Annotated in this window: 27 protein-coding genes and 4 pseudogenes; 20 read left to right on the top strand and 11 right to left on the bottom strand. The window is 67.9% G+C overall.

The features are described from left to right. Together EES42_RS45120 and EES42_RS32860 are read right to left on the bottom strand one after the other, a co-directional pair. Positions 1-247, bottom strand: a pseudogene (locus EES42_RS45120) (right-handed parallel beta-helix repeat-containing protein); the annotation flags it as partial. Positions 248-599: 352 nt separating this feature from the next. Continuing rightward, positions 600-1,571: an endonuclease/exonuclease/phosphatase family protein gene (locus EES42_RS32860; RefSeq protein WP_206433721.1), complete on the bottom strand. Its 972-nt coding sequence runs from the start codon at positions 1,569-1,571 to the stop codon at positions 600-602. Positions 1,572-1,704: 133 nt separating this feature from the next. Between EES42_RS32860 and EES42_RS32855 the strand changes: the two genes are divergently transcribed. The 5 genes from EES42_RS32855 to EES42_RS32835 all read left to right on the top strand — a co-directional run bounded on the left by EES42_RS32855 (position 1,705) and on the right by EES42_RS32835 (position 7,926). Next, complete coding sequence (locus EES42_RS32855; protein WP_124721867.1) at positions 1,705-2,892, top strand: ROK family transcriptional regulator; 1,188 nt, start codon at positions 1,705-1,707, stop codon at positions 2,890-2,892. Between the two features lie 193 nt (positions 2,893-3,085). Next, entirely contained in the window at positions 3,086-4,423 is a 1,338-nt protein-coding gene (locus EES42_RS32850; RefSeq protein ID WP_206433713.1) for an extracellular solute-binding protein, read from the top strand. Then, positions 4,410-5,438 carry a carbohydrate ABC transporter permease gene (locus EES42_RS32845; RefSeq protein WP_124721866.1) on the top strand — a complete coding sequence of 343 codons (1,029 nt, stop codon included), beginning with the start codon at positions 4,410-4,412 and terminating at the stop codon, positions 5,436-5,438. Before EES42_RS32850 ends, EES42_RS32845 begins: the two co-directional genes overlap by 14 nt. Further along, positions 5,435-6,295, top strand: a complete 861-nt coding sequence (locus EES42_RS32840; protein ID WP_206433711.1) for a carbohydrate ABC transporter permease — start codon at positions 5,435-5,437, stop codon at positions 6,293-6,295. Before EES42_RS32845 ends, EES42_RS32840 begins: the two co-directional genes overlap by 4 nt. Before the next feature lie 8 nt (positions 6,296-6,303). Continuing rightward, positions 6,304-7,926, top strand: coding sequence for a beta-N-acetylhexosaminidase (locus EES42_RS32835; RefSeq protein WP_206433710.1), 1,623 nt, complete (start codon positions 6,304-6,306; stop codon positions 7,924-7,926). 202 nt (positions 7,927-8,128) lie between these two features. On the opposite strand, the gene EES42_RS32830 is transcribed toward EES42_RS32835, so the two are convergent. Further along, a complete protein-coding gene (locus tag EES42_RS32830; protein ID WP_124721864.1) occupies positions 8,129-8,842 on the bottom strand; it encodes an FMN-dependent NADH-azoreductase in 714 nt (237 codons plus the stop codon). A 73-nt stretch (positions 8,843-8,915) separates the two neighbouring features. Here EES42_RS32830 and EES42_RS32825 point away from each other — a divergent pair, with 73 nt between their 5' ends. After that, positions 8,916-9,800 carry a sigma-70 family RNA polymerase sigma factor gene (locus EES42_RS32825; protein ID WP_124721863.1) on the top strand — a complete coding sequence of 295 codons (885 nt, stop codon included), beginning with the start codon at positions 8,916-8,918 and terminating at the stop codon, positions 9,798-9,800. A gap of 52 nt (positions 9,801-9,852) precedes the next feature. Here the strand turns inward: EES42_RS32825 and EES42_RS32820 are convergent, their stop codons facing one another. Continuing rightward, positions 9,853-11,385 (bottom strand): MFS transporter, encoded by a 1,533-nt coding sequence (locus EES42_RS32820; RefSeq protein WP_124721862.1) that lies wholly within the window; start codon positions 11,383-11,385, stop codon positions 9,853-9,855. Between the two features lie 275 nt (positions 11,386-11,660). On the opposite strand from EES42_RS32820, the gene EES42_RS45115 reads away from it, so the two are divergent. The 3 genes and pseudogenes from EES42_RS45115 to EES42_RS46590 form a co-directional block, all read left to right on the top strand. Then, positions 11,661-11,831, top strand: coding sequence for a hypothetical protein (locus EES42_RS45115; RefSeq protein ID WP_164495417.1), 171 nt, complete (start codon positions 11,661-11,663; stop codon positions 11,829-11,831). A gap of 162 nt (positions 11,832-11,993) precedes the next feature. Next, positions 11,994-12,221: a hypothetical protein gene (locus tag EES42_RS32815; RefSeq protein ID WP_124721861.1), complete on the top strand. Its 228-nt coding sequence runs from the start codon at positions 11,994-11,996 to the stop codon at positions 12,219-12,221. Between the two features lie 205 nt (positions 12,222-12,426). Continuing rightward, positions 12,427-12,561, top strand: a pseudogene (locus EES42_RS46590) (RNA polymerase subunit sigma-24); the annotation flags it as partial. Between the two features lie 484 nt (positions 12,562-13,045). Here EES42_RS46590 and EES42_RS32805 read toward each other — a convergent pair. After that, the gene (locus tag EES42_RS32805; protein WP_124721860.1) at positions 13,046-13,498 is read right to left on the bottom strand and encodes a nuclear transport factor 2 family protein; all 453 of its coding nucleotides are present in this window, start codon (positions 13,496-13,498) and stop codon (positions 13,046-13,048) included. Between the two features lie 193 nt (positions 13,499-13,691). Between EES42_RS32805 and EES42_RS32800 the strand changes: the two genes are divergently transcribed. The 3 genes from EES42_RS32800 to EES42_RS32790 all read left to right on the top strand — a co-directional run bounded on the left by EES42_RS32800 (position 13,692) and on the right by EES42_RS32790 (position 15,482). Beyond that, entirely contained in the window at positions 13,692-13,964 is a 273-nt protein-coding gene (locus EES42_RS32800) for a GNAT family N-acetyltransferase (RefSeq protein ID WP_241196741.1), read from the top strand. A gap of 140 nt (positions 13,965-14,104) precedes the next feature. After that, a complete protein-coding gene (locus EES42_RS32795; protein ID WP_124721858.1) occupies positions 14,105-14,581 on the top strand; it encodes a nuclear transport factor 2 family protein in 477 nt (158 codons plus the stop codon). A 373-nt stretch (positions 14,582-14,954) separates the two neighbouring features. Next, positions 14,955-15,482 carry a DinB family protein gene (locus EES42_RS32790; RefSeq protein WP_124721857.1) on the top strand — a complete coding sequence of 176 codons (528 nt, stop codon included), beginning with the start codon at positions 14,955-14,957 and terminating at the stop codon, positions 15,480-15,482. Positions 15,483-15,644: 162 nt separating this feature from the next. Here the strand turns inward: EES42_RS32790 and EES42_RS46585 are convergent. Continuing rightward, a pseudogene (locus EES42_RS46585) lies at positions 15,645-15,908 on the bottom strand (transposase); the annotation flags it as partial. A gap of 562 nt (positions 15,909-16,470) precedes the next feature. On the opposite strand from EES42_RS46585, the gene EES42_RS32780 reads away from it, so the two are divergent. Continuing rightward, the gene (locus tag EES42_RS32780; RefSeq protein ID WP_124721856.1) at positions 16,471-17,139 is read left to right on the top strand and encodes a GDSL-type esterase/lipase family protein; all 669 of its coding nucleotides are present in this window, start codon (positions 16,471-16,473) and stop codon (positions 17,137-17,139) included. 205 nt (positions 17,140-17,344) lie between these two features. After that, positions 17,345-17,929 carry a hypothetical protein gene (locus EES42_RS32775; RefSeq protein WP_124721855.1) on the top strand — a complete coding sequence of 195 codons (585 nt, stop codon included), beginning with the start codon at positions 17,345-17,347 and terminating at the stop codon, positions 17,927-17,929. Positions 17,930-18,009: 80 nt separating this feature from the next. Here EES42_RS32775 and EES42_RS32770 read toward each other — a convergent pair whose 3' ends face one another. Then, positions 18,010-18,420, bottom strand: a complete 411-nt coding sequence (locus EES42_RS32770) for a GNAT family N-acetyltransferase (protein WP_124721854.1) — start codon at positions 18,418-18,420, stop codon at positions 18,010-18,012. 201 nt (positions 18,421-18,621) lie between these two features. Between EES42_RS32770 and EES42_RS32765 the strand changes: the two genes are divergently transcribed. Next, positions 18,622-19,335: an ArsR/SmtB family transcription factor gene (locus EES42_RS32765; protein ID WP_124721853.1), complete on the top strand. Its 714-nt coding sequence runs from the start codon at positions 18,622-18,624 to the stop codon at positions 19,333-19,335. Between the two features lie 192 nt (positions 19,336-19,527). Here the strand turns inward: EES42_RS32765 and EES42_RS32760 are convergent, their stop codons facing one another. After that, positions 19,528-19,860 (bottom strand): glyoxalase superfamily protein, encoded by a 333-nt coding sequence (locus EES42_RS32760; RefSeq protein ID WP_124721852.1) that lies wholly within the window; start codon positions 19,858-19,860, stop codon positions 19,528-19,530. Positions 19,861-19,961: 101 nt separating this feature from the next. Continuing rightward, positions 19,962-20,195 (bottom strand): annotated as a pseudogene (locus EES42_RS46580) (hypothetical protein); the annotation flags it as partial. A gap of 337 nt (positions 20,196-20,532) precedes the next feature. Here EES42_RS46580 and EES42_RS32750 point away from each other — a divergent pair. Further along, on the top strand, positions 20,533-21,171 hold the full coding sequence (locus EES42_RS32750) for a LysE family translocator (RefSeq protein WP_124722205.1): 639 nt from the start codon (positions 20,533-20,535) through the stop codon (positions 21,169-21,171). Positions 21,172-21,255: 84 nt separating this feature from the next. Here EES42_RS32750 and EES42_RS32745 read toward each other — a convergent pair whose 3' ends face one another. Both EES42_RS32745 and EES42_RS32740 read right to left on the bottom strand, forming a co-directional pair. Further along, the gene (locus tag EES42_RS32745) at positions 21,256-21,816 is read right to left on the bottom strand and encodes a cysteine hydrolase family protein (RefSeq protein ID WP_124721851.1); all 561 of its coding nucleotides are present in this window, start codon (positions 21,814-21,816) and stop codon (positions 21,256-21,258) included. Next, positions 21,813-22,010, bottom strand: a complete 198-nt coding sequence (locus tag EES42_RS32740; protein ID WP_124721850.1) for a hypothetical protein — start codon at positions 22,008-22,010, stop codon at positions 21,813-21,815. The genes EES42_RS32745 and EES42_RS32740 overlap by 4 nt, the downstream gene beginning before the upstream one ends. An 858-nt stretch (positions 22,011-22,868) precedes the next feature. Between EES42_RS32740 and EES42_RS32735 the strand changes: the two genes are divergently transcribed. The 4 genes from EES42_RS32735 (at position 22,869) to EES42_RS32715 (ending at position 26,755) form a co-directional block, all read left to right on the top strand. After that, positions 22,869-23,660, top strand: a complete 792-nt coding sequence (locus EES42_RS32735) for a GH25 family lysozyme (protein ID WP_241196740.1) — start codon at positions 22,869-22,871, stop codon at positions 23,658-23,660. Positions 23,661-23,818: 158 nt separating this feature from the next. Continuing rightward, positions 23,819-24,961, top strand: a complete 1,143-nt coding sequence (locus EES42_RS32730; RefSeq protein ID WP_124721848.1) for a glycoside hydrolase family 3 N-terminal domain-containing protein — start codon at positions 23,819-23,821, stop codon at positions 24,959-24,961. Between the two features lie 283 nt (positions 24,962-25,244). After that, positions 25,245-25,793 (top strand): GNAT family N-acetyltransferase, encoded by a 549-nt coding sequence (locus tag EES42_RS32725; RefSeq protein WP_124721847.1) that lies wholly within the window; start codon positions 25,245-25,247, stop codon positions 25,791-25,793. Between the two features lie 446 nt (positions 25,794-26,239). Next, on the top strand, positions 26,240-26,755 hold the full coding sequence (locus tag EES42_RS32715; protein ID WP_124721845.1) for an NPCBM/NEW2 domain-containing protein: 516 nt from the start codon (positions 26,240-26,242) through the stop codon (positions 26,753-26,755). Positions 26,756-26,865 lie beyond the last annotated feature (110 nt).

Here is a 26,865-nt window from a genome sequence, read left to right as displayed (position 1 = left end):
GGATCGAACTGCCGGTCTTCAGGTTCAGGCGGTTGACCTGATCGAGAGTTCTCCAGGGCTGGTTGCGCGAGCCGCTCTCCGTTCCGGATGCGGCCCCGCAGTCGACGTACTGAACCTGTCCGGAGTTGTCCCGGGCGGTGGTCGTCGCGGACACGGCCGGTGCCGTGGATGCTGCCAGTGCGACGGCGACGAGCGCCGCGCCTGCTGCGCGTACGGCCCCGGAGCTGCGTGGCAAGGGTGTGGTCATCTGTCTCCGCTTTCCTTGGTGGCCTGCCCGACGCGCTCGGAAGTGGCCGGCCGGGCGTGGGTTTCGGTTCGCAGGGGCATGGCAAGGCGTTGCCCGCCCCGGGTGCTGTTGTGGAGCTGCGGAGCGCCGCGAGGCGGCGGCGCGGAGGATGGTGAGGCAGGAAGCGGGGGAGTCGCTTCTCCCATGGGACGGAGCCCCTGCCGAACTTCGGCATCAGACTTCGAGGCCAGTCCTAGGACTCACTCCTCGAAGTCAGTTCCCGAAGTCAGTCCACCCCCGAGACAGTCCTCGGACAGCGACTTCAGGCGGCCTCCCGGCGGCCCTGATGTGCCGCGGCGGCACGTCGGCCGTCCTACCGGATGGTCAGTTCGACCCGCAGCGGCCGGTGGTCGGAGACCGTCACGTCCAGCACCCGGGCCCGTCGCGCCTCGACGCCCGACGAGGCGAACACGTAGTCGATCCGCTCCCGCGGATTCACCGAGTCGTACGTGAATCCGTCCCCCTTCCCGGCGGTCGGCCAGGTGTCGGTCAGCTGCTTCGTCACCGAAGCGATCTCGTCGCTGTCCGGCGTCGCGTTGAGGTCACCCACCAGCACCGTGGGAAGACGGGATCCGTTCACGATCGCGTTGATCGCTGCCACCTGCGTCCGTCGCTCGGCCTGCGAGGTGTCCTCCAGGTGCGTGTTCAGGAAACGCATTTTCTTGCCCCGGATCATGAGGTCGGCCTCCAGCAGACCCCGCTGCTCGCCCGCCTCCGAACGGGGAAGGAGCGTATTGCGGGTGTTCACGATCGGGAAGCGCGAGAGGACCGCCGTTCCGTACCGACGCCGGGGGTCGCCCGGCTTCTCCGGATCCAGGTCCAGGTTCGTGCCGTAGGCCAAGTGCAGACCCAGCCGATTCGCGAGCCACTCCGCCTGATCGACGAAGTCGCTGCGCGAGGCGAAGTGCCGGTCCACCTCCTGCAGGCCGATCACATCTGCGCCCGACTGCCGTACCGCCTGGGCTACGTGATTTAGATTCAGCACATCATCCGGATCCGCGCCATGGTGAATGTTGAACGTCATCACCGTCACGTCACGTCCGGCCGCCGACGTCCGGGAGCCCGCGGACGTCGCCGATGCCGTCCCGGTAGCGGCCAGAGCCGTCGCAGCGGTCAAGGCCGCCACCATGATCAACGCGCATCTGTTCCATGCACGAGACACAACACACCTCCGAATCACACAGAAATCGAACGCCAACTCACGGCGTTCCGAAGGTGGTTGAACATAACCGCGCTCAGTCAAACACTCAACTGGCAACTCCTGGCTATATGTCTTGTTCGTCATCCAATGGCGTGATCATCGCATATGGGTGGTACGGAATTTGTTCGCGCCGATCTCTTGACGCCGAGGCCACTCGCCCCGAACATATCCAAAGTCCTTTAATTAAAGGGTCTTTACTTACCCGGAGGCGAACTCTGTGTCCGAGCCGTTCCTGCCGTCGACCGACCCCCGCCGCCGCGCCGAACGCGGGCTGGCACGGGTGTCCGCGCGTCGGCAGCCGCCCGAGCGGACCAAGGCGAGCACGCTGGACAGCAGGATCCACAACCGCGCGCTGGTCCTGGCGACGCTGTACCACCAGGGTGCGATGAGCAGATCGGAGATGGCGCGGACCCTGGGTCTCACGGCCCCCACGGTGTCCGCGCTCATCGCGGACCTCGAAGGCGACGGGCTCGTCGTCGACACCGGTCCCCGCAAGGACAGCCGGCTGGGCAAGCCGGCGAGCGTGATGCGGATCGACGACGACGCCGCCCACATCCTCGCCCTGGACCTGTCCGGCAGCGAACACTTCAGCGGCGCGGTCCTCAACCTCCGAGGCGAGGTGGTCCATCGTGCCCGCGTACGGTACGGGGACATCGTCGGCGAACGTGCCATCGGCCTGGTGTACGAGCTCGTCGGCGAGCTGGTGGACCTCGCGCCACGTCGCATACTCGGCATCGGGGTCGGCTCGCCCGGCATCGTCGGCGATGCCGGAGTCATCCATCACGCGGCCCATCTCGGCTGGAGCGAACTGCCGCTCGCCGCCCAGCTCTCCGAACGCTTCGGTGTGCCGGCCTACGTCGGCAACGACGTGAACATCGCCGCGCTCGCCGTACTGCACTTCCGGAACGCCAAGACGCAGAACCTCATGGTCATCACGATCGAGCACGGTGTGGGTGCGGGCCTGATCGTGGGTGGCGAACTCGTCGAGGGCGAGCAGTTCGCGGCCGGCGAGATCGGGCACGTGACCGTCGACGAGGACGGCGATCCGTGCATCTGCGGACATCGAGGATGCCTGGAACCACTGATCGACGCGGCCGAACTGCGCAAGCGCCTGGCCGGCCGCGACCCGTCCGAACACGACGACGTACTCGCCGACGCGGGCCGGGCACTGGGCACCGTACTCGCCCCGATCAGCAGCGTGCTCAACCTCAATGAGATCGCGCTGATCGGCCCGCCGGACCTCGTAGAGGGCCCCTTCCTGGACTCCGCGGCCGCGGTGATCCGCGCACGGACATACGCGCCCATCAGCGCCTCACTGGCCATGCGGTCACTCGCGGGCGACCCGGACCTCATCCTGCTCGGCGGAGCCAGCATCGTCCTTTCGGGCGAGCTTGGCGTGTGGTGAGACACGAGCCCTGACCGGCTGCCGGCCTTGCTCCTGCTGTCCCCCGGAACGCCATCTTTCCGGAGCCCACTTTCCGGAGTCAGTACCTCCCAGGGCCTGTTCTTCTCAGAACCCGACCTGCTCAGAACCTGCCCTTCTCAGAGCCTGCCCTTCTCAGGGCCCATTCCCCAGAGCCATTTCCCCAGGAGTTTCCATGACACATAAAGGCATGCGGTACAGCGCACTTGTGGCCGTCACCCTGACCGCGGCACTCGGCGCGAGCGCCTGTTCGGGGTCCGCGGGACGAGATTCGGGCGGCGACACGAAGCCCCGGGCGGTCCCCGTGGTCAAGGGGGAGGGCAAGACCCTGACCGTGTGGGTGATGGACGGCGACTACTCCGACGCCACGCTCAAGGCGATGAACGAACAGTTCACCCAGCAGACCGGCGCCAAGGTGAAGGTGGAGGTCCAGAACTGGGACGGCATCACCACCAAGATCACCACGGCGCTCGCGACCTCGACCCCGCCGGACGTCATCGACATAGGCAACACGCAGGTGGCGAGCTTCGCCGCCAGCGGAGGGCTGATGGACCTCACCCCGTACACCAAGGATCTGAAGCAGGGGCAGTCCTGGCTGGCAGGTCTCGAAGAGCCCGCGACGGTGGACGGACGGCTGTACGCCGTGCCCTCGTTCGCGGGTGCCCGCGCGGTGATCTACAACAAGAAGATCTGGGCCCAGGCGGGAGTGAAGTCCGCCCCCGCCACCTTCGACGAACTGACCGGTGCCCTGCGCAAGATACGCGCGGCCAACACCGCCCCCGACTTCTCCCCCTTCTACCTGCCGGGCCGTTACTGGCACACCGGTGTGCAGTTCGTGTGGGACGCGGGCGGCGACATCGCGTCGAAGCAGGGCTCCGGTTGGAAGGGAACGCTCGGCTCCGTAGCGGCGCAGCGCGGCCTGAACGAGTACAAGCAGTTCCAGAACGAGTTCTCCGCACCGTCCACCCGTACCATCGACACGCTCAACCCCGACCAGACCCGGGTCTTCGCGGACGGCAAGGCGGCGGCGATGAGCGCCACCAACGCCACGATCGCTCTCATCAAGAAGGCCAACCCCGCCTTCAAGGAATCCGACCTCGGGACCTTCCCGTTCCCGGGCAGGTCCGGCAAGTCCCAGCCCGTGATGCTCGGCGGATCCGACTGGGGTATCGCCGCCAAGAGCGCCAACTCGGATCTCTCCCTGCAGTGGGTGAAGATCGCGACCGCACCGTCCGTGCAGAAGCAGTGGGTCGCCGGCCACGACGGCTGGATCCCGAACAGCACGGGCGCGGTGAAGGCCGCCCGCGGCGAGGCCGACCCCCTGTTCCGGGGGTTCTTCGACGCGGCTCTGCGATCCAAGGCCACCCCGGCCGCCGCCGACTGGGCGGCAGTGGAGGGCAACAAGGACATCGACAAGGTGTTCTCCTCCATCGCCTCCGGCACCAGTGGTCCGAAGCAGGCGGCCGACACCTTCGACAAGACGGTGGGCAAGGTACTCAATGCCCAGCACTGAGCAGCCCGTCCGCGGCAACCCGAAGACGGCCGGCAACCCGAAGGCGGCCTTCCCGGACTCCACACCCGGGCCCGCCGACGCGCTGCCGCGGCACCGTGCCGGAACCCGCGCCGCGTCCGCACGGCACCGCGGACCGTGGGTTGCGTGGTGGCTGCTGACTCCCGCCGGGCTGGTGATGCTGGCCGTCACCGTCGCACCGATCGCCTTCCTCGTCTACGCGTCGTTCACCGACTACGACCAACGTTCCCTGTTCACCGGCGCGTTCGACGTCGTGGGCACCCGCCAGTACACCGACCTCCTGTCGCAGTCGGAGTTCTGGGACGCCCTGACCAGGACCGTTGTGTTCACCGCCGCGATGGTGGCGGGAAGCATCGCCGTGGGAGCAGGCGTCGCCCAACTCCTCACCCGGCTGGGCACGGCCATGCGCATGACCGTCACCATCGTCCTCATCCTGGCCTGGGCGATGCCGACAGTCGCCTCGTCCCTCGTGTGGAAGTGGCTCTTCCAGCCCGGATACGGAGTGGTCAACTGGCTGCTCACACAGACCGGCCTGTTCGGCGACATGACCAACACCGACTGGTCCAACAGCGCGCCCCTGGCCTATCTGTCCATCTGGCTGCTCATCGTCTGGCAGGCCGTCCCCTTCATCGCGCTCACCCTGTACGCGGCCCTGAGCCAGATGCCGGGAGAGTTGCAGGAGGCAGCCCGGCTCGACGGGGCCGGTGAGTGGCGTCTGTGGTGGTCGGTCACCCTTCCGTTCCTCCGCCCCACACTCACACTGGTCACCCTGATGTCGGTGATCTGGGACTTCAACGTCTTCAACCAGATCTGGCTCATCTCGGCCGGAGGGCCCGACTCCGCGACGACCACACTGGGCGTCTTCGCGTACAAGACCGCCTTCGTGGCATTCCGGGTCGGCCAGGGCGCGGCGCTGTCCGTCATCACGACGATCATGCTGCTTGCCGTCACCGCCCTGTACATCCGACGCCTGCTGCGTTCCGGGGAGGACCTGTGACCAAGCTCCGCACACGCGGCGCCCGTTCCATCGCGGCCCGGGGCCGGCTGCTCAGCAACAGCCTCGCGATCGTGTTCTGTCTCGTGTGGATCTTCCCGGTCTACTGGATGGTCAACACCGCGCTCAAGCCCCGCGCCGAGGCGATGACGGCGACGCCGCACTTCTGGCCCAGCTCACCCACCCTGCACAACTTCGATGTCGCGCTCAACCGGACGGGGTTCTGGACGAACCTGTGGAACAGCCTGCTCGTGGTCGGCGGAACAGTGATCGTCGCCGTCGTGCTCGGCCTGTTCGCGGCAGCCGCGGTCTCGCGGTTCCGGTTCCGCGGCCGGCGCACCGTCATGGTCGCGATCCTCGTGGCACAGATGCTGCCGGGCACAGCCCTGCTCATCCCCACCTTCCTGGTCTTCAACGAGGCCGGTCTGCTGGGTACTTACACCGGGCTGATACTCGCCTACCTCGCGCTGGCACTGCCGTTCTCGATCTGGGTGATGCGGGGATTCTTCGCGGCCATTCCGGTAGAGATCGAGGAGGCCGCCCGCCTCGACGGAGCCTCTACCTGGCAGGTGCTCTGGAAGATCCTCTTCCCGCTGGTGCTGCCGGGCGTGATCGCATCGAGCATCTTCGCGTTCATCGCCGCCTGGAACGACTACCTGATCGCCTACACGTTCATGAAGGACCGGGGCCAGTACACCCTGCCGGTGTGGCTGGTGTCCTTCACCAACCCCGCCAGCGGAACCGACTACAGCGCGCAGATGGCCGGTTCGGTCATCTTCTCCCTCCCGGTGGTCGTGTTCTTCCTCCTCATTCAACGCAAGTTGGTCTCCGGCATGTCGGCCGGAGCAGTGAAAGGATGATCCGCCCGATGTTCCTCCCTCGCCCCACATCAGTGCAGACCGACAACGGCGAGTTCGTTCTCGATGCCTCGACCGCGATCACCGCCGCGCCGGAGCTGCGTTCCACGGCCCGCTGGCTGCAGTCGGTCCTGCGGCCCTCCACCGGCCTGGACCTGCCGTTCCTCTCAGACCTGCACGAGGCGCGGCACACGATAGACCTGCGGTTGGGCGAGGGCCTCGGCCCGGAGGCGTACCGGCTCCGGGTGAGCTCCGACGGCATCGTCATCGAAGGCGGCGACCGGGCCGGTGCCTTCTACGGATGTCAGAGCCTGCTGCAGTCGCTGCCCGCCGAGGTCCACCGCCGCTACGAGGTGGCCGGGGTGCGATGGGCGGTGCCCGCCGTACGCATCGAGGACGCGCCGCGGTTCGCCTGGCGCGGCACGATGCTGGACGTGGCACGGCACTTCATGCCCAAGCACGATGTGCTGCGCTTCCTCGATCTGATGGCCATGCACCGCCTCAACACACTGCATCTGCACCTCACCGACGACCAGGGCTGGCGGGTGGAGATCCTGCGGCACCCGAGACTCACCGAGGTCGGTGCCTGGCGGCGCGAGTCCCCGCTCGGCGCGTCGCCCGAGGCGCCGGGGGACGGACGGCCGCACGGCGGTTTCTACACCCAGGACGACATCCGCGAGATCGTCGGATACGCGGCACAGCGGCACATCACCGTCGTCCCCGAGGTCGACATACCCGGGCACTCCCAGGCCGCGATCGCGGCCTATCCCGAGCTGGGAGTCGGCGGTGAGCCGGCGGAGGTGTGGACGCGCTGGGGTGTCAACCCCCGCGTCCTCAACACCGAGGAGTCGACCGTCGCCTTCTTCCGCGACGTCCTCGACGAAATCATGGACCTCTTCCCCGGCCCGGTCGTCGGAGTGGGCGGCGACGAGTGCCCCACGACCGAGTGGAGCGAGGACGCGCGCACACAGGAGTTGATGCGCGAACGCGGGCTGCGGCACGAGAACGAGCTGCGGTCCTGGTTCGTACGGCAACTCGGTTCACACGTCACATCGCGCGGCCGCCGTCTGCTCGGCTGGGACGACCTGCTGGAGGACGAGGTGCCGGCCGGAACCGTCGTCGCCTCGTGGCGGGGCATGACCGGTGCGGTCACCGCGGCCCGCCGCGGCCTGTACGTGATCGCGTGCCCGGACGACCAGGTGTATCTCGACTACCGGCAGTCCGAGCGGTCGGACGAGCCGATCCCCGTGGCGGTGCCCGTCACGGTGGAGACGGCATACGGATTCGACCCGGTACCGCCCGAGCTGACGGACGCGGAGCGCGAACACGTCCTGGGCGGCCAGGCCAACATCTGGACCGAGCACATGGACTCGCCACGGACCGTCGACTACTTCGCGTTCCCCCGCCTCTGCGCCGTCGCCGAGGCGCTGTGGAGCACCGGCGAGCGCCGGTACGAGGAGTTCCGCGGCCGCCTGGACCATCATCTGGCCCGCCTGGACGCCGTCGGAGTCGAGTACCGCCGCGAGACCGGCCCCCTGCCGTGGCAGACCCGTCCGGGCATCGTGGGACGGCCGTCCACGCTCGCCGAGCGGGAGGCATTCATCGACGTACTCGTGGCCGACATCAAGTCCTGACCCCGGCAGTTCTCAGGGCATCGACGACCCGACCGGCGCCCTCGGCGGAGAGGAGGCCGCCGGTCGCGCCGGTCGCGCCGGGACCGCATGCCGCTCCGGGCGGACGCCCCGTCCGGGAATCCGCTTCACCTTCGCCTTCGGCCGCAGTCCGGCCGGTCCCGGTTCCCTCACGTCCGCGTCTCTCGTACGACCGGAGCCGGGCTCACACGGTGGTCCGGCTCACCGGGCGGCCGGCGGCGGCCAGCGCGGTCACCTTCTCCCGTGCCGAAGCCAGCGAATTCGCCGCCCGCGGTTGCTGGTGGGCCAGGTGCGGCACCACTCCGGCCATCGTCAGCTCGGCGCTGACGAAGTGGATGTTGTCCTCGGCCACGCCCTGCTTGCCGAAGTAGGTCCGTAGATACGGTGTCTGGAAGTCCCACGCCTCCCGCGGGGTACCCGGGCCGTAGGACCCGCCCTGCGCTGTGATCACCACGACCTTCGTGGCGCGCAACAGGCTGTCCCCGGTGTCCGGGTGCGTGAATACGCCGGGGAATCCCACCCGGTCGATCCATGCCTTGAGCAGGGCGGAGACCGAAAAGTTGTACATCGGGGCACCGATCACAACAGTGTCGGCAGCCAGCAGCTCGGTGATCAGCGGGCGGGTCAGCGCCCATTGCCGTTTCTCCGCCGGGCTGCGAATCCACGCGTCGATGCCGGCCAGAGAAGGAAGACCGTTCCGCTCCAGTCGCCGCCCCAGCGTGCAGTAGGCCGTATCCAACGGTGGGACCGGATCTGCGGCCAGATCCCGGTAGCGAGAACGGTCTCCGGCAGGGCCGTGCACAGCGCGCCAGGTCTCGGCGAACAACGCGGTGAGGTCCCTGCTGACCGAGTCACCGGAGCGATTGGCACTGGAATCCAGATGCAGCAAGGACGTCATGGGGTTCTCCTGTCACCTCAGCCGGCTTGCATTCGTCATAGAGGTGACGAGTCGGGACGAGGAAAGGTGACCGGTGAACGAGTGCGATGGGCTGGCCGAACAATTCGAGGCGCAACGCGGCCGGCTTCAGGCAGTGGCCTACCGGTTGCTCGGCTCACCGAACGAGGCCGAGGACGCCGTGCAGGAGGCGTGGCTGCGCCTGGGCCGGACAGATGCCGGCACCCTGGACAATCCGGCCGGCTGGTTGCGGACAGTGGTGACCCGCATCTGCCTCGACATGCTGCGCGCCCGCTCGGCACGGCGGGAGGACCTCGCCGAACAGCAGGTGCTCGATCAGATCTCGGAGCCCGTTCAGGGCAGCCAGCCGGAGGACAGAGCTCTGCTGGCCGACTCGGTGAGCCGTGCGCTGCTCGTGGTACTGGACGCCCTTGAGCCCGCCGAACGCGTTGCCTTCGTGCTGCACGACATGTTCGCCGTACCGTTCGGCCAGATCGCGCCCATCCTGGAGCGCACTCCCGTGGCCACCAAGAAGCTCGCCAGTCGCGCGCGCCACAAGGTGCGGGGGACTCCTGCGGTCCCGGCGGAGGAACTCGTCCGCCACCGGCAGGCCGTCTCCGCATTCCTGTCGGCCGCCCGGGCCGGTGACCTCAACGCGATGCTCGCGGTGCTCGCACCCGATGTGGTGCGCCGCAGCGACCCGGCGGTGCTGCCACCTGGCGCGGCCGCCGAGCTCCGTGGCGCGCGGGCCGTGGCGGAGGGGACCGCCCTCCTTGCGCACAGGTCGCAGCTCGCGGAACTGGCCCTGGTCGACGGCACGGTGGGGCTCGTCGTGGCTCCGCGTGGCCGGTTGCTGATCGCGCTCACCTTCACCGTCGAGAAGGACAGGATCGCCGCGTACGAAGTGATTGCGGATCCCGCCCGCCTCCGTCGCCTCGACCTGGCCGTCCTCGCGGAGTGAGCCGGCCGATCCGGTCCCGCACCGGCTGCCGGTACGGGGGATCGCGGACCGGTCAGTGTGCGTTCTCGGTGGGCCGGATGCCACGGGGGATCCAGGCCCAGGCTGCCGCCGCGGCGACCAGGGCCAGGGCGGATCCGATGGCGAAGGCCGGTGTCATGCCGTGGGTGAAGGCGCGGGCGACCTGTTCCAGGAGCGAGGCACCTTGGGCGCCACCGATCTCCTGGGCGGCATGGGCTCCCTCACCGACCGAGTCGTGTGCCGCGGCCGGTGCGGAGGCCGGCAGGCTGCTTCGGTACAGGGCTCCGGCCAGGGAACCGAGGGAGGCCACGCCGAGGGCGGCGCCGAGTTCGTAGCAGGTCTCCTCGATCGCGGCCGCGCCGCTGACGTGCTCGTTGGGCGTGGCGGCCATCAGGGTGACCGAAGCCACCGTGGTGGCGAGCCCGGCGCCGAAGCCGATGAGGGCGAGGGCGGCCGCCATGACGGGGTAGCCGAGGTGATCGTCACCGTCCTGGGCCAGCCAGGGCAGGACCAATCCCGTGGCCATCAGGACCAGGCCGGATGCCATGACGTGGCGGATCGGAAGGGCACGCATGAGCGCGGGGGCGAGCAGGGACGTGACCACCAGGGCCAAGGGTGCGGGCAGTACCCGCAGTCCCGCCTGGAGAGGCGAGTAGCCCTGCGCGTACTGGAACCACTGCGTGAGCAGGAACAGCACCGCGCCGAGCGCGACCATGCCCAGGAAGAGGACCGTGGCCGAGACGCTGAAGGCGCGGCTGGTGAACAGACGCACATGCAGCAGGGGGTGGGCCAGGCGCAACTGCCGGCGCACGAACAGGGTCAGGACGACGGCGGCGAGCGCCAGCAGGAGCCAGGGCAGGGGCGAGGCGAGCCCGCTCTTGCCGAGCTGCTTGATACCGGCGGCCAGGGCGATCATGCCGACGATGGACTGGGCGACGCCGGTCCAGTCCCAGCGTCCGGTGCGCGGCGCGAACGATTCGGGCAGGAACCAGGCACCGAGGGCGATGACGGTCAGTGCGATGGGCACGTTGAGCAGGAAGGCCGACTGCCAGCCGTAGTCCTGGACCAGGAGCCCTCCCACGACCGGGCCCAGCGCCATGCCGCCTCCCATGACCGCTGCCCACACCGCGTAGGCGAACGCCCGCTCGCGGGCGTCGGTGAAGACGTGCCGCAGGATCGACAGTGTGGTGGGCATGATCGCGGCGCCGCCGACGCCGAGCAGCGCGCGGGCGGCGATCACGTGCCAGGCCTCGGTGGCTGCCACCGCGCCCAGCGAGGCCGCCGCGAACAGCGCGAAGCCGACCAGCAGGAGACGCTTGCGACCCCACCGGTCACCCAGCGCTCCGGCGGTCACCAGCAGTCCGGACAGGGCGAGCGCGTACACGTCGATGATCCACAGCTGCTCCACGGCGCCAGGCTGAAGATCGGCGACCAGTGAGGGGAAGGCGACGTTGAGGATCGTGGTGTCCATGGCGATCAGCAGCAGGCTGCCGGACAGGATCGCCAGGACGACCCAGCGGCGCGCGTGCACACGGTCTGCGACCGGGATCACGGCGGGGCGGGACATTGAGACTCCAGACGGTTGAGTAAGACGTGTAAGTCTTAATTGAGACATCAATGTATCACTCGCGTTGTGCTCGGACAATCGACGGTGCTGCCGGACGCCGTTCCGGTGGACAGGAAGCCACAGCCGTGGCTGCTTCCACCAAGGAGACGTACCGTCTGGAGACGCACCGTCCACGCGTGGGCCGGTCGTCACGCTCGGGACGTCGGTTCTGACGAGCGTCTGCGTCCGCGAGGCGCTGTCCAAGGGGCGTACGCAAGCCGAGGAGAGAGGTCGCCATGCGAATCGCTGTCGGCGCACTCACTGCCACCGCCCCGACCGGAGCCGGGCATGGCGTGGTGGGTTTGAGCCGTTCACTCGACGTGGACCTGTCGACCGGAGAGGGCCTCGACGTCACGCAAGCGGGGAGAGAGCAGAAACACCTTGTCGCTCAGGACTCGGTGCCGTGAACGATCGTTCCGCTCGCCAAGTTCCACGATTTCGCCGCGCCGGCGGCGAGCAGGACCGAGCAGACAGCGTCCTTTGAACTCGGCTACTCCGGCCGGGGGGTTGTGCCGAATCGCCCGCCTCGGCCGAACCTCCCTGCCGACCTGCCGGTAGGCTCGCCGGCCATGCCCATCTCGAGACTCGCATGGATCACCCCGCGCAGGGTGACAGTCGCCGCCGTCCTGGCCGCCGTATTCGCATCCGGTTGGTACCTGGGGCAACCAGTCCGGCTCCCGCAGTGTGACGCGCCGATGAAGACCGTGCGCTACAGCGACTACCTGGCAGCCGACGGTATAGGGCACTGCGACGAGAAGCCGCGACTGCTGGCCTGGATCACAGGGAATTTCCGCTGAGGGCAGCGACGTATGGCTGAGGGCAGGAGATATGACGGTCCTGGCGGCGACCTTGGGGCGTCGGCGGTGGCAGGAGCCGGCCTGCCCCGGATCTGACGAACCCGGGACGGTCCGCGTACGGCCTGTCGGCCGGCCCGGCGTCCTGGCGAACACGCCGACCGCGCGAGGTGTCTTCCGCCAACGAGATACGCCGCACCGTCGAAGTGCTCGGGCGGCGGTCGAGACGAGCGATCTGCAGGGACTGCTCGACCTCCTCGCACCGGACGTCGTCCCGTGGACCGACGGTGGCGGAATCGTGCAGTCCGCGCTGGTGCCCGCCGTTGGTGCCGACGAGGTGGCCCATGCGTCGAGCAGGATCGCCGCCGGCCGGTGCGGGGGGAGTGGCCGGGCGAAGAACTACTCCTGACGCCACCGGCGCCAGGCGGGCTCGGGGCGTGACCGGCGGCCGATGCCTGCGGTGGCCCGCCGGGAGGCCTACGCCTGTCGGAGCTCAAAGGGAAGCTTGACTGGCCAAGCATCCACCGCACGGCTCGGGACGAGACGGATCGGGCCGAGGGCTGCCTGGCACGCCGCTCCGTCAGGGGCGGGCCGCCGGAATTGGACAAGGCCGACTGCCGGGAGCGGTACGCGGTCCAATGCGCAATCAACCGACTCAAGGGGCACCGTGGCACCGCGATTTCGCGACCGGCTACGGCAGACCGGTCGTCCACCACGAAGTGACTGGGCTGGTCGCAGCCATCAATGAGTGGCTGTGATCATTCGCCGCACACACGCCACTACCGGTACACGCCACTACCGGCACATGCGACTACCGGTACATGCCACTACCGGGCTTCACCGCTCTCCGCGTTGAACGCCTGAGCAACGGCGAGACTGTCTTCGTAGACGTGGTGCCGTGTGACCAGGCCGTGCTCGACCGTGAGGTGCAGGGCGAACCGCGCACGATACGCGCGCCCGGTGGACCGGGCGGTTTGGCGGATCTCGCCGAGCAGGACCGCATCATTGCCATCGACGAGGACGCGCTCGACCTCGGTGGCCTCCTGCCCGGGCACATGGTGTTCCGCGAGCTCACGGTAGTGAGCTGCGGCGTCGCTGCGTGTGCTCCGATGCCGGATCCATGGGGTGGCAGCGTGGCCGTGTTCGGACTCAGGCCAGTCCAGTTTCCAGTCGCCCCGCTCGGCATAGAGCTCGGCGATGCGGTCGGGGTCGCCCTCGCCGATCCGGCGCAGCAACTCCTCCACCACGGAGCGGGTGGTCGTGGGTGTGTCCGAGGACATGGCCATTCCTTCCGTTGTGGAACCGCGTATCGACGCGGCGAGATCACATTCTTTCCAGCCCTGAAGCCTACGGCGATTACCTCCCGGGTAATGGCCACCAAGACTCACTTCTGCGACATCCCTGGTGCCCTGGACTCAGCTCAACGAGAGGGACCTCACCGAGGGGGAACAGGCGAAGCTGCCGCACGGAACGATGGCATCCTCGACGATCACGTGGCTCGACGACGTGAACGGGACCGCTGAGTTCGAGCCGGCCGGGACACACCCGGACTACCGGCGTCTGGGGTTGGCAAGGGCGATGCTTCTGCACGGGATGCATCTGGCGCGGGCGGCCGGGGCCGGACACGTGACGGTCGCCTCCCTGGGTGCGCCGGGGCATCCGCAGGCGCGCGGGCCGCATTACGGCGTCGGGTTCTGGGAGTTGACCCGGGACGCGCCACTCATCAAGACCACGAATTCGGGCTGAGGACTGTCCGTTCGGACAGCTGCCGGCCGGGCCATGATGTCCCGGGCGCCGTTCTTGACGTGGGCGGGGCGGGGGGGCAACGTAGCGCGGGCTCGGAAAAGGTGTTGTGATGCCCTTTCGCTCGCTGATACGAATCGGGGATGCTTGCCACTGAAGCGCTCGATCCCACGAACCGCCTGCTCGCCGAGCGAGCCTGCGAGCGCCTGATCATCGAGTTCGTGCACAAGCTTGACCTCGGCGATCCTGGTGAGGTGGCCGAGTTGTTCGTGGATGACGGGGTCTGGGAGTGGGCTGAGGGCGACCGCCGGATCCAGGGCCGTGACGCGCTTCGCTCCTATTTCGCTGGTCGGCCCGCAGACCGTCTCTCGCGCCGGATGTGCACGAACATCCTGGTGACCCTCACATCCGAGACGACAGCAACGGCGACCACCTACTTCACGACATACCGCGTCGACGGATATGCAAACGGCTTCGTACCTCCGCGGATCCCTACGCAAGTGGGCCACTATGAGGACACATTCCTCAAGGTCAACGGCCTTTGGCTTCTCCGTTCTCGTTCTTTGTTTCTGGCATTCGCCGGACCGACCGAGAGCCTCGAACCAGTCACCAAGCCGTAAGCTCAGCCCGGCGACGAGTATGGGTGAACCAGCTGAGCACGGGTTGCAGAAGGTGCTGCCGCCCCCAGCGAGAGGTCACCCACGTCCGAAAGGAACACGGAGACGGTCCGTCAACACAGGCAAAGCCGGTGTGCTCCGGCCGGGCCGACTGCCAGGACGAAGGCCACGGGCCGACTGCGATCGTCGGTCACGGGGTGGACCTTGGTGGTCGGATTCCGGTGGCAGACATTCAAGAATCAGCGCCTCGGAACATCATGCAATGTCGGCCCCTCGCTCGATGAATCGGGCCTGCCACCGAGGGAAGACACGTAATGCACCCCTCCTCGTGACACGGGGGGCGCCCCGCAGCAAGTGCTGCTGCCAGAATGTGATCATGAACAAGACACCGGATGGGCGATCTGTCCCGCCAGCCTACGCCGACGAACGCGCCATGCTGGAAGCATGGCTTGACTTTCACCGTGAGACTCTCGCTCTGAAGTGCTCGGGTCTGAGTGACGATCAGTTGCGACTCGCTGTGGTGTCACCGTCGTTGATGACACTGCTCGGTCTCGTTCAGCACATGGCTGAGGTGGAGCGCAACTGGTTCCAGCGCATATTCGCAGGTCATGGCGTGTCTCCGGTCTTCGGGGAGAGCAATGTCGACGGCTTCACTCTTCAACCGGGACAAGGACTCGACGAGGCGATGACTGCCTGGCAAACGGAGATTGCCCGAGGCCGTGAGGTGATCGTTGACGCATCTCTGGACGACTCCGGCCGCCTGGCTGAACAGGAGGCGGGGTATGTCGGTGAGCAGGGAGTCTCCCTGCGCTGGATCATGGTGCACATGATCGAGGAGTACGCACGTCACAACGGTCATGCCGACGTCATTCGCGAGCAGATCGATGGGGTTACCGGCGCATAGGACGTTGGCGGTGAGGTCGGGAGGACCGCGCAAGTCACCATCTCTGCGCGACGTGGTCCGGTGAACTCGCCGGTGCGCTTGAGGTATCCAGCTACGCTGGCTTGAACAACCTGTGGCCATGTCCGTGCGTTGGTTGTGGGGCCGGCCGACCCGGTCCGCGGGCGCATGATCGTCGGGCTCAGCTCGAAGTGGCGCCCCTTTTTTCCTGGCTCCGGCGACGTGCTGGTGTGTCCGGCAGACGGTGGAGTCCACCGACACGGTCCAGCCGATGTCGTCAGCGCCATCGGCCGCTGCCAAGAGCGCGGCAAGGATCCGTGCCCAAGTCCCGTCCACGGCCCGCCTGAGCGGCCGTTCGTGAGCGGTCTGCAATGAGCCCAGCTCATCCGGCAGGTCCCGCCAGGGCAAGCCGGTGCGGTACTTCCACGCTGGCCCTCGGTCGTTACCGCGGCGGCCTGAGTACGCAAGTCCACCTCGTCAGCGCCAGCCACGCAAAGGCCTTGGTCCTCCGCGTCACCGCGGCAGACGCGCGCAAGCCTTCCACCTCCGCTGACGCGGGATCCGAGCGGTCATCTCTCAGCCCTCCGACCAGACCTCCCCGCCGTTCTAGAGGCCGCCTTCGGGCGGAATCCTGACGGCACCACCATGGACCATCCGCAAGCGCCTCAATCTGTAGATGGTCAAGGAGGCACGGCCCAGCTGGGCCGGACCGGCCAGATCTCGGACAGTGCCGAAGCGATTGCGGACCACGAACGGCAAGCCGAATGCCTGGAACCGAAGAAGGAGACAGCCCCTTCGGGAAGAGCCCCGTAAAGCATCCTGCTGACTGACCGACGCTTTGACCAGGGGGACCGGGTCGGCAGCGTCATGGTGTCGGTGGCATTTCGGCGCTTGTCGGTCGGATGTCGGTGGGGCCTGGCAACTTTCGAGAGGTCCGGCCGGGTGCCCATCCGGCTGTGGGTCCGGGATCCAGGGAGCGCAAGGAGCGCATATGACGATCACTGTCCGACCGGGAAGCACCATGATGTTCACCGGCGATTCGATCACCGACTGCCAACGGCAGGAGAGCGAGGACGGTCTCGGTTTCGGCTACCCGCTGCGCGTCGCGGGCGAGTGGGGACTCCGGCATCCGGATCGCCCGGTGACCTGGCTGAACACCGGGATCGGCGGCAACAAGGTGATGGACCTCGAAGCCCGCTGGCAGGCAGACGTACTCGACGCGCGCCCGGACGTGGTGTCGATCCTCGTCGGGGTCAACGACATGGGCTGGCACACGCTGGACCCGAAGGGGTACGTGATCCCCGTGGAGGAATTCGAGGCGGGCTACGACCGTCTCCTCGCGCCCCTGGCCGAGGCGGGCACGGAACTGATCCTCATCGAACCGTTCCTCCTGCCGATCCACGACGTCGTCGAGGCCGGTGTCGGTGCCAGGCGCATCGGAGAGGAGGAGCGAAAGGAATGGCGTACCGATCTGGACCCGAAGATCCAGGCCGTGCGCAGACTCGCCCGCAAATACGGTGCGCATCTGCTCGCCGCCGACGGCATGTTCGCCGGCCTCGCCGCGACGACCGGACCGGAGTACTGGGCCGCGGACGGCGTACACCCGACGCCGGCCGGCCACGCCGCACTCGCGGCGGCCTGGCTGCGCCTGGTCAGGTGATCGGCCTCGCGACCACTCGCGAACCGGTGGTGTGCAAGGCCCGCCCCGGCGGACAGCCGCAGTTCAGCGCCGTCTCGGTCCGCTCACCGGGTACCACCCGGCAGCACGGGCCGTGACGGACGCGGCCGGAGCCGGCCCGCACTCCGCGTCGCCGAGATGCATATACTCGCCCCGGCCGGCGAGCAGACCCATAGCATCCCCTGTCATGGTTACAGTGATCTTGACCGTCGGGCTGGCGTTCATCGGCTACCTGGCGACTTACCTGAACGGTCTGCGCCTTGCGCAGAGGCAGGCCCGACTCGCGCGCGTCAACCAGCAACTGAGCGACTTCTACGGGCCGCTGTTCGCCCTCATGGAGGCCAACAGCCGAACCTACGACACGTTCTCCGAGAGGTACGCCCGCCCGGACGGCCGTGACCCGTTCCGACACGACACGCCACCCACCGATCAAGAACTCGCGCAGTGGCGCACCTGGGCCACCACCGTCTTCATCCCCAACATCAAAACCATGCGGGACGTGGTGGTGACAAGGGCCGACCTTCTCATCGAGGAGGAAATGCCCGAGGCACTCCTCCAGCTCTGTGCCCACGTCGCGGGCTACGAGATCACGGCTGCGCGATGGGCCCAGGGCAACTACGAAGAACACCTGTCGCTCATACCCTTCCCGGGCCGGGACCTCAAGGAGTACACCTGCGACAGGTTCACACGGCTCAAGAGCGAGCAGGCGCAGCTGCTGGGACGCAGCCGTGACGACGGCGGAAGCCGATGGGCGTACCGCGTCGGGCGATGAGACGACACTGCCGTACTCGTATCCAGGGTGGGCGAGCGTCACCTCGTGCCGCATCGGACACGTACCGCCCCGCTGTCCGATCAAACGCTGCCGGTCTCGACAGCGAGTTCCTTGGTCATGAATACGCGGCTGGCGCCCGGCGGATCGCAGGGCACCTCTGCCAGGAGCCTCCATCCTTGTTTCCGATAGAAGCCGGGTGCCTGGAAAGTGATCGTGTAGAGCACGGCCGCGCGGCAGCCGCGGGCGCGGGCCTCGTTCTCGGCCTGTCGAAGGATCTCTCCACCCAGTCCACTGCCACGAAGCCCGGGAGGCAGGAAGAAGAGGTCGACGAAGAACAGCCCGAGCGAGGTGCGCCCGGTCAGTCCGCCGATCACCCGATCTGTCCCGGGATCACGGACCAGAACGGCGAGCGGTCTGCGGTCGTCGATTCCCGTCCTCTCGGTATTGAACCGGTCCAGTGCGTCGGAGATCACCGCGAGGTCCGCGGGCATCGGGGAATCGGTGACAACGAGACCTGTCCGGGGCTCGGGGCACGACGGCATGCTGGTGGGCGGGTCGGACGCGGGCATGGTTCCTCCGGTGTGTGAGCGGAGGCGGCGCGCCTCCGGCCCAAGGGCGCCTCGGGCATCTGGTGACGTTAAGGCGTGGACGCTTCGACGGGCGTCGAACCGAGGTCGGCGACAATTGGGGGCATGGATACTCAGCGCGCAGGTCAGGACGTGGGCGTCGACCTGGCGGCCGTGGCCAGGCTGCTGGCCGACGGGACCAGGGCGGCCTTCTGCCTGGCGCTGCTCGACGGCCGGGCCTGGACCGCGATCGAGCTGGCACGTCATGCCGGGGTCGCGCCCTCGACCGCGACGTCGCACCTGAATCTGCTCGTCAGCGGCGGACTCCTCGCCGAGGAACGGCACGGACGCCATCGCTATGTGCGAGTGACCGACCGCCGGGTGGTCGAGCTGATCGAGGGCCTGGCCGCACTGGCCCCGCAGCAGACGACCCGACCGCGTTCGCTGTCGGCCTCCGGCCGTCAGCAGGCACTGGCCCGTGCGCGGCTGTGTTACGACCACCTCGCCGGAACCGTCGCGCTGGCGATCACCGACGCGATGGTCGGGCGCGGCCTGCTGGAGTGGGGGGCCGAGCCCGGGCTGACCAGTGGGGGAGTGTCCTGGCTGGCCGAGGTCGGCATCACGGTGCCGACGGGCTCACGCCGCCCGCTGGTGCGTGCGTGCCTGGACTGGACCGAGCGCCGGCCCCACCTGGCGGGTGCGGTGGGTGCCGCACTGTGCAGCCACGCCCTCACCGTCGGCTGGGTCACGCGGATCGGAACGACGCGCGCGCTCGCCGTGACCACCACCGGCCGCCGGGCATGGAACGACTACTTGGGTCTGCCGCCGGGTGATCTCTGATCCGGGGCAGCCGTCGGAATCGCGCTCACATGCCCCAGGGCCGAGAACGCTCGCCTGCAGCGTGGCGACCTCAAGGAATATCGTGTCGGGCAGCATTCGCCCTGCTGACGACTTCGCCCCGGTCACCGATCGTACGAGACTGCTCAGTCCTCGCCGTCGGCACAGCTTCGCGCAGCGCGCTGCTGCGCGGATTCACTCGGGCGGCGTGCCGATCCGCAGGCGGTTGCCGTCAAGGTCTTGAAGCTCAATCTCACATGCCCATGGGGCGTCCTCCACGTGTGCGCCGAACTCGGCGGCGACAGCTTCGACATTGTGGACACGCATGTACACCAGCGTGTCGGGGCGTGCGTCGCCCGTGTGTTCCGACAAGAACAGCCGGACCTGGCCCCGGGCGACCTCGACGAACGCGGGAAGTCCCGGTTCGAAGCGATGTTCCCACTGCTTGGTGAAGCCCAGACGGCCATACCACTCGACCGCCGCCGCAGCGTCCTCGACGCGAAGAATGGGGATCACTTGCTCGTCCATGTGCCCATCATCTCAGGCCGATCCGGCAACGCGGACGACGCTTGATCCGGCACTGGACCACTGGTCGTCCGCCGGTCCAGGTGGCGGGCGGCGTGCTCGTACCCACCGTCCATGGGCACCCCGTCCCGCAGTGGGATGTGCACGATGGTGTGCCGGGAGCGGGCGGCGAAGGAGAGGCGCGCGGCGAGACGCGACAGACCGTCGTGGTCGCCGAGCAGCCAGCCGAAGCAGGTCGGGTCGGCGAGCGCGGTGTGCCGCAGCCAATACCACGGCTGCGCCACCCGGTACTCCCGTGGCCCGATCCGAGGTCGGAACTGTCGCAACCTCAGCCGCATGTGCACACCCGCACGGCGCCAAGGATGTGGCTCCGGTGCGAGGCCGCTGACGGAGCTTGCCACGGGGCCGGGCCGATGCCGACCTGGTGACGGGCTGGCGACGGATCGGTGCCGGACGGACCGCGCTGGGGAATATCCGCCGGTCTGATCCTGGAGTGCGCCGGAATATCGCCCACGAACTCGCAGCCCGCTGGAAGCCGTTGAGGAAGTCTCACTCAGAAGCCCTGCGATCAGTCTGCCTTCCGCGTCGATCGGACGGGTGCGAGCCGGTGTATGCGCGAGCTGGGCGCTGAAAAGGGGATGTGGGGCGAACCTGGCCCGTGCTTGTATGAGCGACATGGTGTCTGCTGAGCGCTTGCTTGCCTTCGCGGCTATGTCATTCCTGCTGATCGTGGTCCCCGGGCCCAGTGTGCTGTTCGTGATCGGGCGGGCGCTGGCGCAAGGGCGCCGGGCTGCGCTGACCACGGTGGTGGGGAATACGTTGGGTGCTTATGCGCTCGTCGTGGGCGTTGCCCTCGGGGTCGGGTCGATCGTGGAACGCTCCGTGCTCGTCTTCACGGTGTTGAAGCTGGCCGGTGCCGCCTACCTGGTGTATCTGGGCGTCAAAGCGTGGCGGCACCGTGGTTCGTTGCCGGCCGCGATCACGGGCGACGGGGCCGCACAGGGTGGCTTGCGCACGTTGCGGGAAGGGTTCGCTGTCGGTGTGGCCAACCCCAAGACCATTGTGTTCTTCGCCGCCGTGCTGCCTCAGTTCGTCGACCGCTCCCAAGGGCACGTTGTGGTTCAGATGCTGCTGCTCGGCCTGGTTTTCAACATCATCGCGGTGGCTTCCGACAGCCTGTGGGCGCTGGTCGCGGCAACCGGACGGAACTGGTTCGCCCGCTCACCTCGGCGGCTCTCTCTGGTCGGAGGAGTCGGCGGGCTCACGATGATCGGCCTGGGTGTCACCGTCGCCGCGACAGGACGCAAGGACTGAGCCCGGTCGTCATCCTCGTCGAGGCGGAGTAGCAGCGATGCGCCGGCATGCGCCACACCACGCTGGTCTCCGCTTGGCCCGTTGCTAACGGAGCGCGGTCGCCTTGACCCAGTCGTCGACGGTGACGACGTCCGCCCACTGCGGGAACAGCTTCTCGGTGAGGAACCGGTGCACCTCCGAGTCGGTGTCCAGACAGGCGTCGGCGAGGACGGTGAGATCGAAGTCCAGGTCGTTGGCCTGGCACAAGGTGTGCAGCACCACGGCGCTGGTGGCGATGCCCGTGAGGACGAGGCTGTCGATGCCGTGCGCCCGGAGCACCACGTCGAGGTCGCTGCCCGAGAACGCGCTCGCTCGTCTTTTGGTGACCACCACCTCACCGGGCCGCGGCGCGACATCAGGGTGGATTTCGGTGCCGACGTCGCCCTCGACATGGAGTCCGGCTCGCGCGACGGCGGTGAGAGCCCTGTTGCGCGGGCTGACTTCCGGAAAGCCGGGGCGCAACGCGATGACTACGTAGACGACAGGGATGTTCGCAGCCCGGGCACTGTCGATTGCCCTGCGCAGGCGAGGCAGGTACCCCGAGCCGTCGTCGACAATGTCCACGACGGCTCGCTGGACATCCATCACAAGAAGGGCGCTGCTCATTCGATCTCCAGGAACGACATCGGTTCGGCATTGAAGTGGGACGGATTCCCCACGTTCGGGAAGTACACGGCCGCGGACACCGTGGCAGTGTGCCCGCTGGAGGTGCGTTGCGCCAGGCGGCCTGCCAGGGCGAGTTGGGCCGGTACGTCCGAGGTACTGCTGACCGTGCACACGGGGACGGCGATGCTGGGCACGCTACCGAGCGGCCGTGCTCCGGTGGCCGATGGTCGGCTGCGATCGAGTCCGCGCCGGGCAGCGACATCGATCACGTCGTCCTGCCGCTCCGCTGGTAGCCGATTCCGGCCTCGGGCGGCAGCAACCGTTGGAGGGCGACAAGGCCCTGAGGGACTGGCGTCCGCCGCGTTCCGGTTCCGGTTGGGCGGGACGCCTGAATACCGGACGAACCGGTTCGCGTCCGGCCTGCCGTGGGGGAGGAGCGGCAGGGACCCTTGCCCCGGCCCTTCCTCTGCGGTGATCCGCCTTGAGCGCTCAGGGCTGCCTTCGTCATCGGGGAGTAACGCCGACCGCTGTGACGGCAGTACCTACTCGCGGACCCCGAACGCGCTCCACGAGAAGCGGCGACATTTTCGCACGATCGGTGCAATGCCACGCGGTCAGCCTGACAACTCCCGGCCTGCTCCCGCCACTTGAAAAAAGTTCTGCCGACGTCGATCCGTTTCCGCAGTTCACCGGAGTGCGGATGGGTCTAGACCACTAACGAATCGGAAAGCTATTTACCGGGCGCGTGTTCCCGTGGCTCAATATGTCGTGTTCGCGTCAAGCGGACGCGCGTAGATCCCTCGGTGGGATGCGCACGGCCGGTTCCTCCTGACCGGATGCACGCCGACCTTTCTGTTTGCCGCGCCGCGCCGCACCCGTGCCGACGCGCTGAGATCCACCGCACCGAAGGACCACTCGGAACCACTGAATCTCACCCCCCCACCAAGCAGGAGGAAACCTTGTTCCCCAGGAACCATTCCCCCAAGTCCATACAGCAAAGACTCACTGTGGCAGGCGTCCTCGGCACGAGTGCCGCGCTGACTCTGAGCCTGATGTCGGGCACCGCCTCCTCGACGCCACTGCCGTCAGACAGCGCCGTGCCACAGGGCAAGGGCTACATGGGCGTGGGCTACGTCCAGGACAGCAAAGACTTCAAGCCGGACACCCGGCAGCTCAAGCTCGACACGACACCGGATGCGAACCTCCTGGCGAACCCCGTGGGTGTGGACATCTCCAGCTGGCAGGGCAGCATCAACTGGGGCTCCGTCCGCAGCGCGGGCATCGAGTTCGCCTGGATGAAGGCGACCGAGGGCACCACGTACAAGGACCCCACATTCAGCGCCAACTACCTGGGCGCCTACAACGCCGGCGTGATCCGGGGCGCGTACCACTTCGCGCGGCCGGACGTGTCCGGGGGCGCGGCACAGGCGGACTTCTTCGCGAGCAATGGTGGCGCCTGGTCCCGCGACAATCTGACGCTCCCCGGCGTGCTGGACATCGAGGGCACCTGCTACGGCAAGACGCCCGCGGCCATGCAGTCCTGGATCCTCGACTTCTACAACAAGTACAAGGCCCGCACCGGCCGTGACGTCGTGATCTACACCAGCGCGAGCTGGTGGAACTCCTGCACTGGTGGCTGGACGGGCATGTCCGCCAGGAGCCCGCTGTGGGTGGCCCACTGGACCTCCGCGGGCAGCCCCAGCATCCCGCAGGGCTTCCCGTTCTGGACCGTCTGGCAGTACACGTCCACCGGAGCGGTGAGCGGCATCTCCGGGAACGTCGACCGCGACCGCTTCAGCGGCGACCGCTCCCGCCTGCTGGCTCTGGCCAACAACACTCCGTGACGGCGGGCCCGAGCGCGCGGTGATCGCCTCCGGGGGCCGGTGACCCCGGCGTGATCGGCACCGTGGGCCGGAGCAGACCGACCGGCTGGTCTGCTCCGGCCTGGATCGCCGGCCGATGGTCCGGCCGGGCACAACGACAGTTCGCGAAGGAGAAAGTCATGACCTCCACACCACAGCCCCTCAGCAGGCGCGGCGCTCTGCTCGCCGGAACAGCGGCCCTGGCCGGCGGGATGGGGCTGGCGGGCCGATCGGACGCAGCCGTACGCATTCCCGAAAGGGCGCACACCTCCCTGCCCGCCCTGAAACCGGAACAGCGCGCCGGACAGCGCGTCATCCACTCCTACCCGGGACTCACCCCGCCGGCCCGGCTGATGGACGCGATCAGGGAGGGCCGTACGGCCGGGGTGATCTTCTTCGGGGAGAACATCGAGAGCCTGAGCCAGATCGAGGGCGTCATCCAGGAGATGAACGACGCGAACGCCTCCGCCCCCGTGAAGGCCCCGCTGCTCCTGATGACAGACCAGGAGGGTGGCATGGTGCGCCGCCTGCCCGGCGAGCCCGTGCTGTCAGCGAAGGACGTAGGCGGTTCCACGGACCCGGAGGGACAGGCGGAGTTCACCGGCAACGCTGCGGGCATGAACCTCGCGGGCGTCGGAATGAACGTCAACCTGGCGCCGGTGCTCGACGTGTACCGCAGGGCCGGCGACTTCACCGACCAGTACGAGAGGTCGTACGGCAAGGACCAGGATGAGGTCGGCACATGCGGTTCGGCCTTTATAACCGCGCAGCAGGACGCCGGAGTGGCCGCCACCGCCAAGCACTTTCCCGGCCTCGGCCCCGCCTCCGCGAACCAGAACACCGACCTGGGGCCCGTCACCCTCACCACGTCCGTGTCCACACTGCGCAGCGTCGACGAGGTGCCGTACCGGGCGGCGATCTCGGCCGGGACCAAGCTGGTCATGCTCTCCTGGGCGGTCTACCGCGCGCTGGACGCCGACCGGCCCGCCGGCCTGTCCCCGACCGTGGTCGGCGAGCTGCGGAACCGGCTCGGCTTCCCGGGAGTGACGGTCACCGACGCCCTGGAGGCCGGGGCGCTTCGGGCCTACGGCAGCACGGCGGAGAGGGCGGTGCTGGCAGCCGCGGCCGGCATGGACCTGATCCTGTGCTCGGCCCGTGACGCCGCCCAGGGGGAGGAAGCGGTGACCGCTCTGAGCGAGGCCCTGGCGGCCGGCACGCTCGACGGGACCGCCTTCGATGCGGGCGCCGAGCGCGTCAACGCCCTTCGCGGCAGCCTGTCCTGACCGGTACGACACCTTGCCGGCCCGGGCCCCTTGGCGACTGGCTCCGGAAGCACCACGCCACTTTACGTGCGAGGTCGCCTGAAAGCCGGGGGCTGAAGGGAGTCGCAGGTCCGACAGCGGAAGCAGGGTGTTCCGGCGGCGGAACGACCCGTACACCGTTTTCCACTCACCGTCCCGCTCGCGTACGTCCTGCCGCGGTGCCCCGATCCGTCTCCGCCACCGAAACCGTCCGTGAAGCGGATCACTCTGGTGGCCCACTGCTCACAGGCCCTAACGTTGGTCCATGCTCAAGATGCCGTCACGGGTAGAACTGCGCCCGCTCACCCTCGCCGACCAGGACGAGTTCTGCACGCTCGTGCGGGCCAGTTCCGAGCTGCACCTGCCATGGATGCGGCTGCCTGCGACCGCGGAGGAGTTCCGGACCTGGATGCGCCGCTTCGACGACGGCAGCAACCTGGGCTTTCTGGTCCGTGTACGGGATTCCGGCGCAGCCGCCGGCATGGTCAACATCAACTCGATCATCCGGGGTCGCTACCAGGGCGCGTCCATCGGCTATGCGGCCTTCGCTCCGTCCGCAGGGTACGGGTACATGACCGAGGGGATCGCCGCCACCCTGGAACATGCCTTCACCGACCTGCGGCTCCACCGACTGGAGGCCAACATCAGGCCGGCGAACAAGGCATCCCTGGCCCTGGTCCAGCGGCTGGGCTTCCGCTACGAAGGGGTCTCACCCGCTTACCTCTACATCAACGGGGGCTGGCGGGACCACGAACGCTGGTCCATCACCGCACCGGACCCCTGGATTCCCGATCCGTCCCTTCCGGGGGTCTGAGCCGCACGGCGCTGCTCGCGAACACACTGTTGCCCCGAGCCGCGTCCTCAGAGCTGTTCCCGCACTGCCCACACCAACCCGGCCTTCCGGGCAAAACCACTCCTCCCCTGTCCGCATCAACATCTCGGTTGCGAAGCAGCCGCGTGATCGGCCGGCCAGGTCTAGCCGCGCGAGGTTGGCATCCCGTTTAATGCATCTCTACTCGCAACGGGGAGGAACGGCCGATGAGTTCAGCAACACCACCCGACGACGGAGCGCCACCTCCGCCGCCACCGGCACGGCCGCCCTCGCCGCCAGATCCCGGACCTCCGACACCGCCGCCGGCGCCACGACCGAGAGGGGTCGGCGAGATCGCCGCGCTCGTCTCGGCCATCACGGCCGTCGTCGGTCTGCTGCTCGGGTTCTTCGGCTTGCCGACCGTGGTGAACTCTCCGACGGCCAAGACCGTGACGGTCACGGAAACCGTGACGGCCACCGCCACGGCCACCGTCGAGGCGTCGCCCCGGGAGCCGGCCGACGAAGACTCCGCACAGTCGCCCGCGCCCGCTCCGCTGCCGTCGGGTGAAGTCGCTCTGAGCGATCTCACCCCGCTCGGGGACTATCCCGACGACGAGTTCGGTCTCCAGACCGTGACGCTGGGGGGTAAGTCCTACTCCAATGCCATGGTTGTCAAATACCCCTGTCAGCCCGGCACCGAGTACAGCATCAACCAGAGGTACAAGAAGCTCGTCCTGACCGTGGGGCTCGACGACAACGCCGTAGCTGTGAGCGGGAAGTTGGCGGTCATCGGGGACGGGAAAACCCGTAAGAACATCATGCTGGAGGTCAACAGACCGCAGACCGTGTCGGTGGACATCACCGGAGTGGTCAAGCTCGGCATAGAGGCCGACATCAGTGACGAGAGCTCCTGCAACGACGACGGTGTCGTGGTCGCGCTGGGGAAAGCGGTGCTGATGTCCTGATCCCGAGGGAAGGCCAACGCTGCTAGTCATAACGCGACGCCACATGGCCGACGGTGTTGTTGGCCATGTCGGTCGGTCACGACATGAGAGAGCCGCAGGGAACTCCGTCA

Origin of the sequence: Streptomyces sp. ADI95-17, assembly GCF_003846175.1 — a bacterium.
GTDB classification, from domain to species: domain Bacteria; phylum Actinomycetota; class Actinomycetes; order Streptomycetales; family Streptomycetaceae; genus Streptomyces; species Streptomyces sanglieri.
The sequence above is the reverse complement of the archived record's forward strand: the minus strand, read 5'-3'. Positions and strand labels throughout refer to the sequence as shown.

Excerpts from the sequence above, each read along its gene's own strand:
- EES42_RS32860 (WP_206433721.1), bottom strand. The coding sequence starts at position 1,571 with ATGACGAACAAGACATATAGCCAGGAGTTGCCAGTTGAGTGTTTGACT.
- EES42_RS32850 (WP_206433713.1), top strand. The coding sequence starts at position 3,086 with ATGACACATAAAGGCATGCGGTACAGCGCACTTGTGGCCGTCACCCTG.
- EES42_RS32845 (WP_124721866.1), top strand. The coding sequence starts at position 4,410 with ATGCCCAGCACTGAGCAGCCCGTCCGCGGCAACCCGAAGACGGCCGGC.
- EES42_RS32835 (WP_206433710.1), top strand. The coding sequence starts at position 6,304 with ATGTTCCTCCCTCGCCCCACATCAGTGCAGACCGACAACGGCGAGTTC.
- EES42_RS32830 (WP_124721864.1), bottom strand. The coding sequence starts at position 8,842 with ATGACGTCCTTGCTGCATCTGGATTCCAGTGCCAATCGCTCCGGTGAC.
- EES42_RS32820 (WP_124721862.1), bottom strand. The coding sequence starts at position 11,385 with ATGTCCCGCCCCGCCGTGATCCCGGTCGCAGACCGTGTGCACGCGCGC.
- EES42_RS45115 (WP_164495417.1), top strand. The coding sequence starts at position 11,661 with ATGCGAATCGCTGTCGGCGCACTCACTGCCACCGCCCCGACCGGAGCC.
- EES42_RS32815 (WP_124721861.1), top strand. The coding sequence starts at position 11,994 with ATGCCCATCTCGAGACTCGCATGGATCACCCCGCGCAGGGTGACAGTC.
- EES42_RS32805 (WP_124721860.1), bottom strand. The coding sequence starts at position 13,498 with ATGTCCTCGGACACACCCACGACCACCCGCTCCGTGGTGGAGGAGTTG.
- EES42_RS32800 (WP_241196741.1), top strand. The coding sequence starts at position 13,692 with ATGGCATCCTCGACGATCACGTGGCTCGACGACGTGAACGGGACCGCT.
- EES42_RS32795 (WP_124721858.1), top strand. The coding sequence starts at position 14,105 with ATGCTTGCCACTGAAGCGCTCGATCCCACGAACCGCCTGCTCGCCGAG.
- EES42_RS32790 (WP_124721857.1), top strand. The coding sequence starts at position 14,955 with ATGAACAAGACACCGGATGGGCGATCTGTCCCGCCAGCCTACGCCGAC.
- EES42_RS32780 (WP_124721856.1), top strand. The coding sequence starts at position 16,471 with ATGACGATCACTGTCCGACCGGGAAGCACCATGATGTTCACCGGCGAT.
- EES42_RS32775 (WP_124721855.1), top strand. The coding sequence starts at position 17,345 with ATGGTTACAGTGATCTTGACCGTCGGGCTGGCGTTCATCGGCTACCTG.
- EES42_RS32770 (WP_124721854.1), bottom strand. The coding sequence starts at position 18,420 with ATGCCCGCGGACCTCGCGGTGATCTCCGACGCACTGGACCGGTTCAAT.
- EES42_RS32765 (WP_124721853.1), top strand. The coding sequence starts at position 18,622 with ATGGATACTCAGCGCGCAGGTCAGGACGTGGGCGTCGACCTGGCGGCC.
- EES42_RS32760 (WP_124721852.1), bottom strand. The coding sequence starts at position 19,860 with ATGGACGAGCAAGTGATCCCCATTCTTCGCGTCGAGGACGCTGCGGCG.
- EES42_RS32750 (WP_124722205.1), top strand. The coding sequence starts at position 20,533 with ATGGTGTCTGCTGAGCGCTTGCTTGCCTTCGCGGCTATGTCATTCCTG.
- EES42_RS32745 (WP_124721851.1), bottom strand. The coding sequence starts at position 21,816 with ATGAGCAGCGCCCTTCTTGTGATGGATGTCCAGCGAGCCGTCGTGGAC.
- EES42_RS32735 (WP_241196740.1), top strand. The coding sequence starts at position 22,869 with ATGTCGGGCACCGCCTCCTCGACGCCACTGCCGTCAGACAGCGCCGTG.
- EES42_RS32730 (WP_124721848.1), top strand. The coding sequence starts at position 23,819 with ATGACCTCCACACCACAGCCCCTCAGCAGGCGCGGCGCTCTGCTCGCC.
- EES42_RS32725 (WP_124721847.1), top strand. The coding sequence starts at position 25,245 with ATGCTCAAGATGCCGTCACGGGTAGAACTGCGCCCGCTCACCCTCGCC.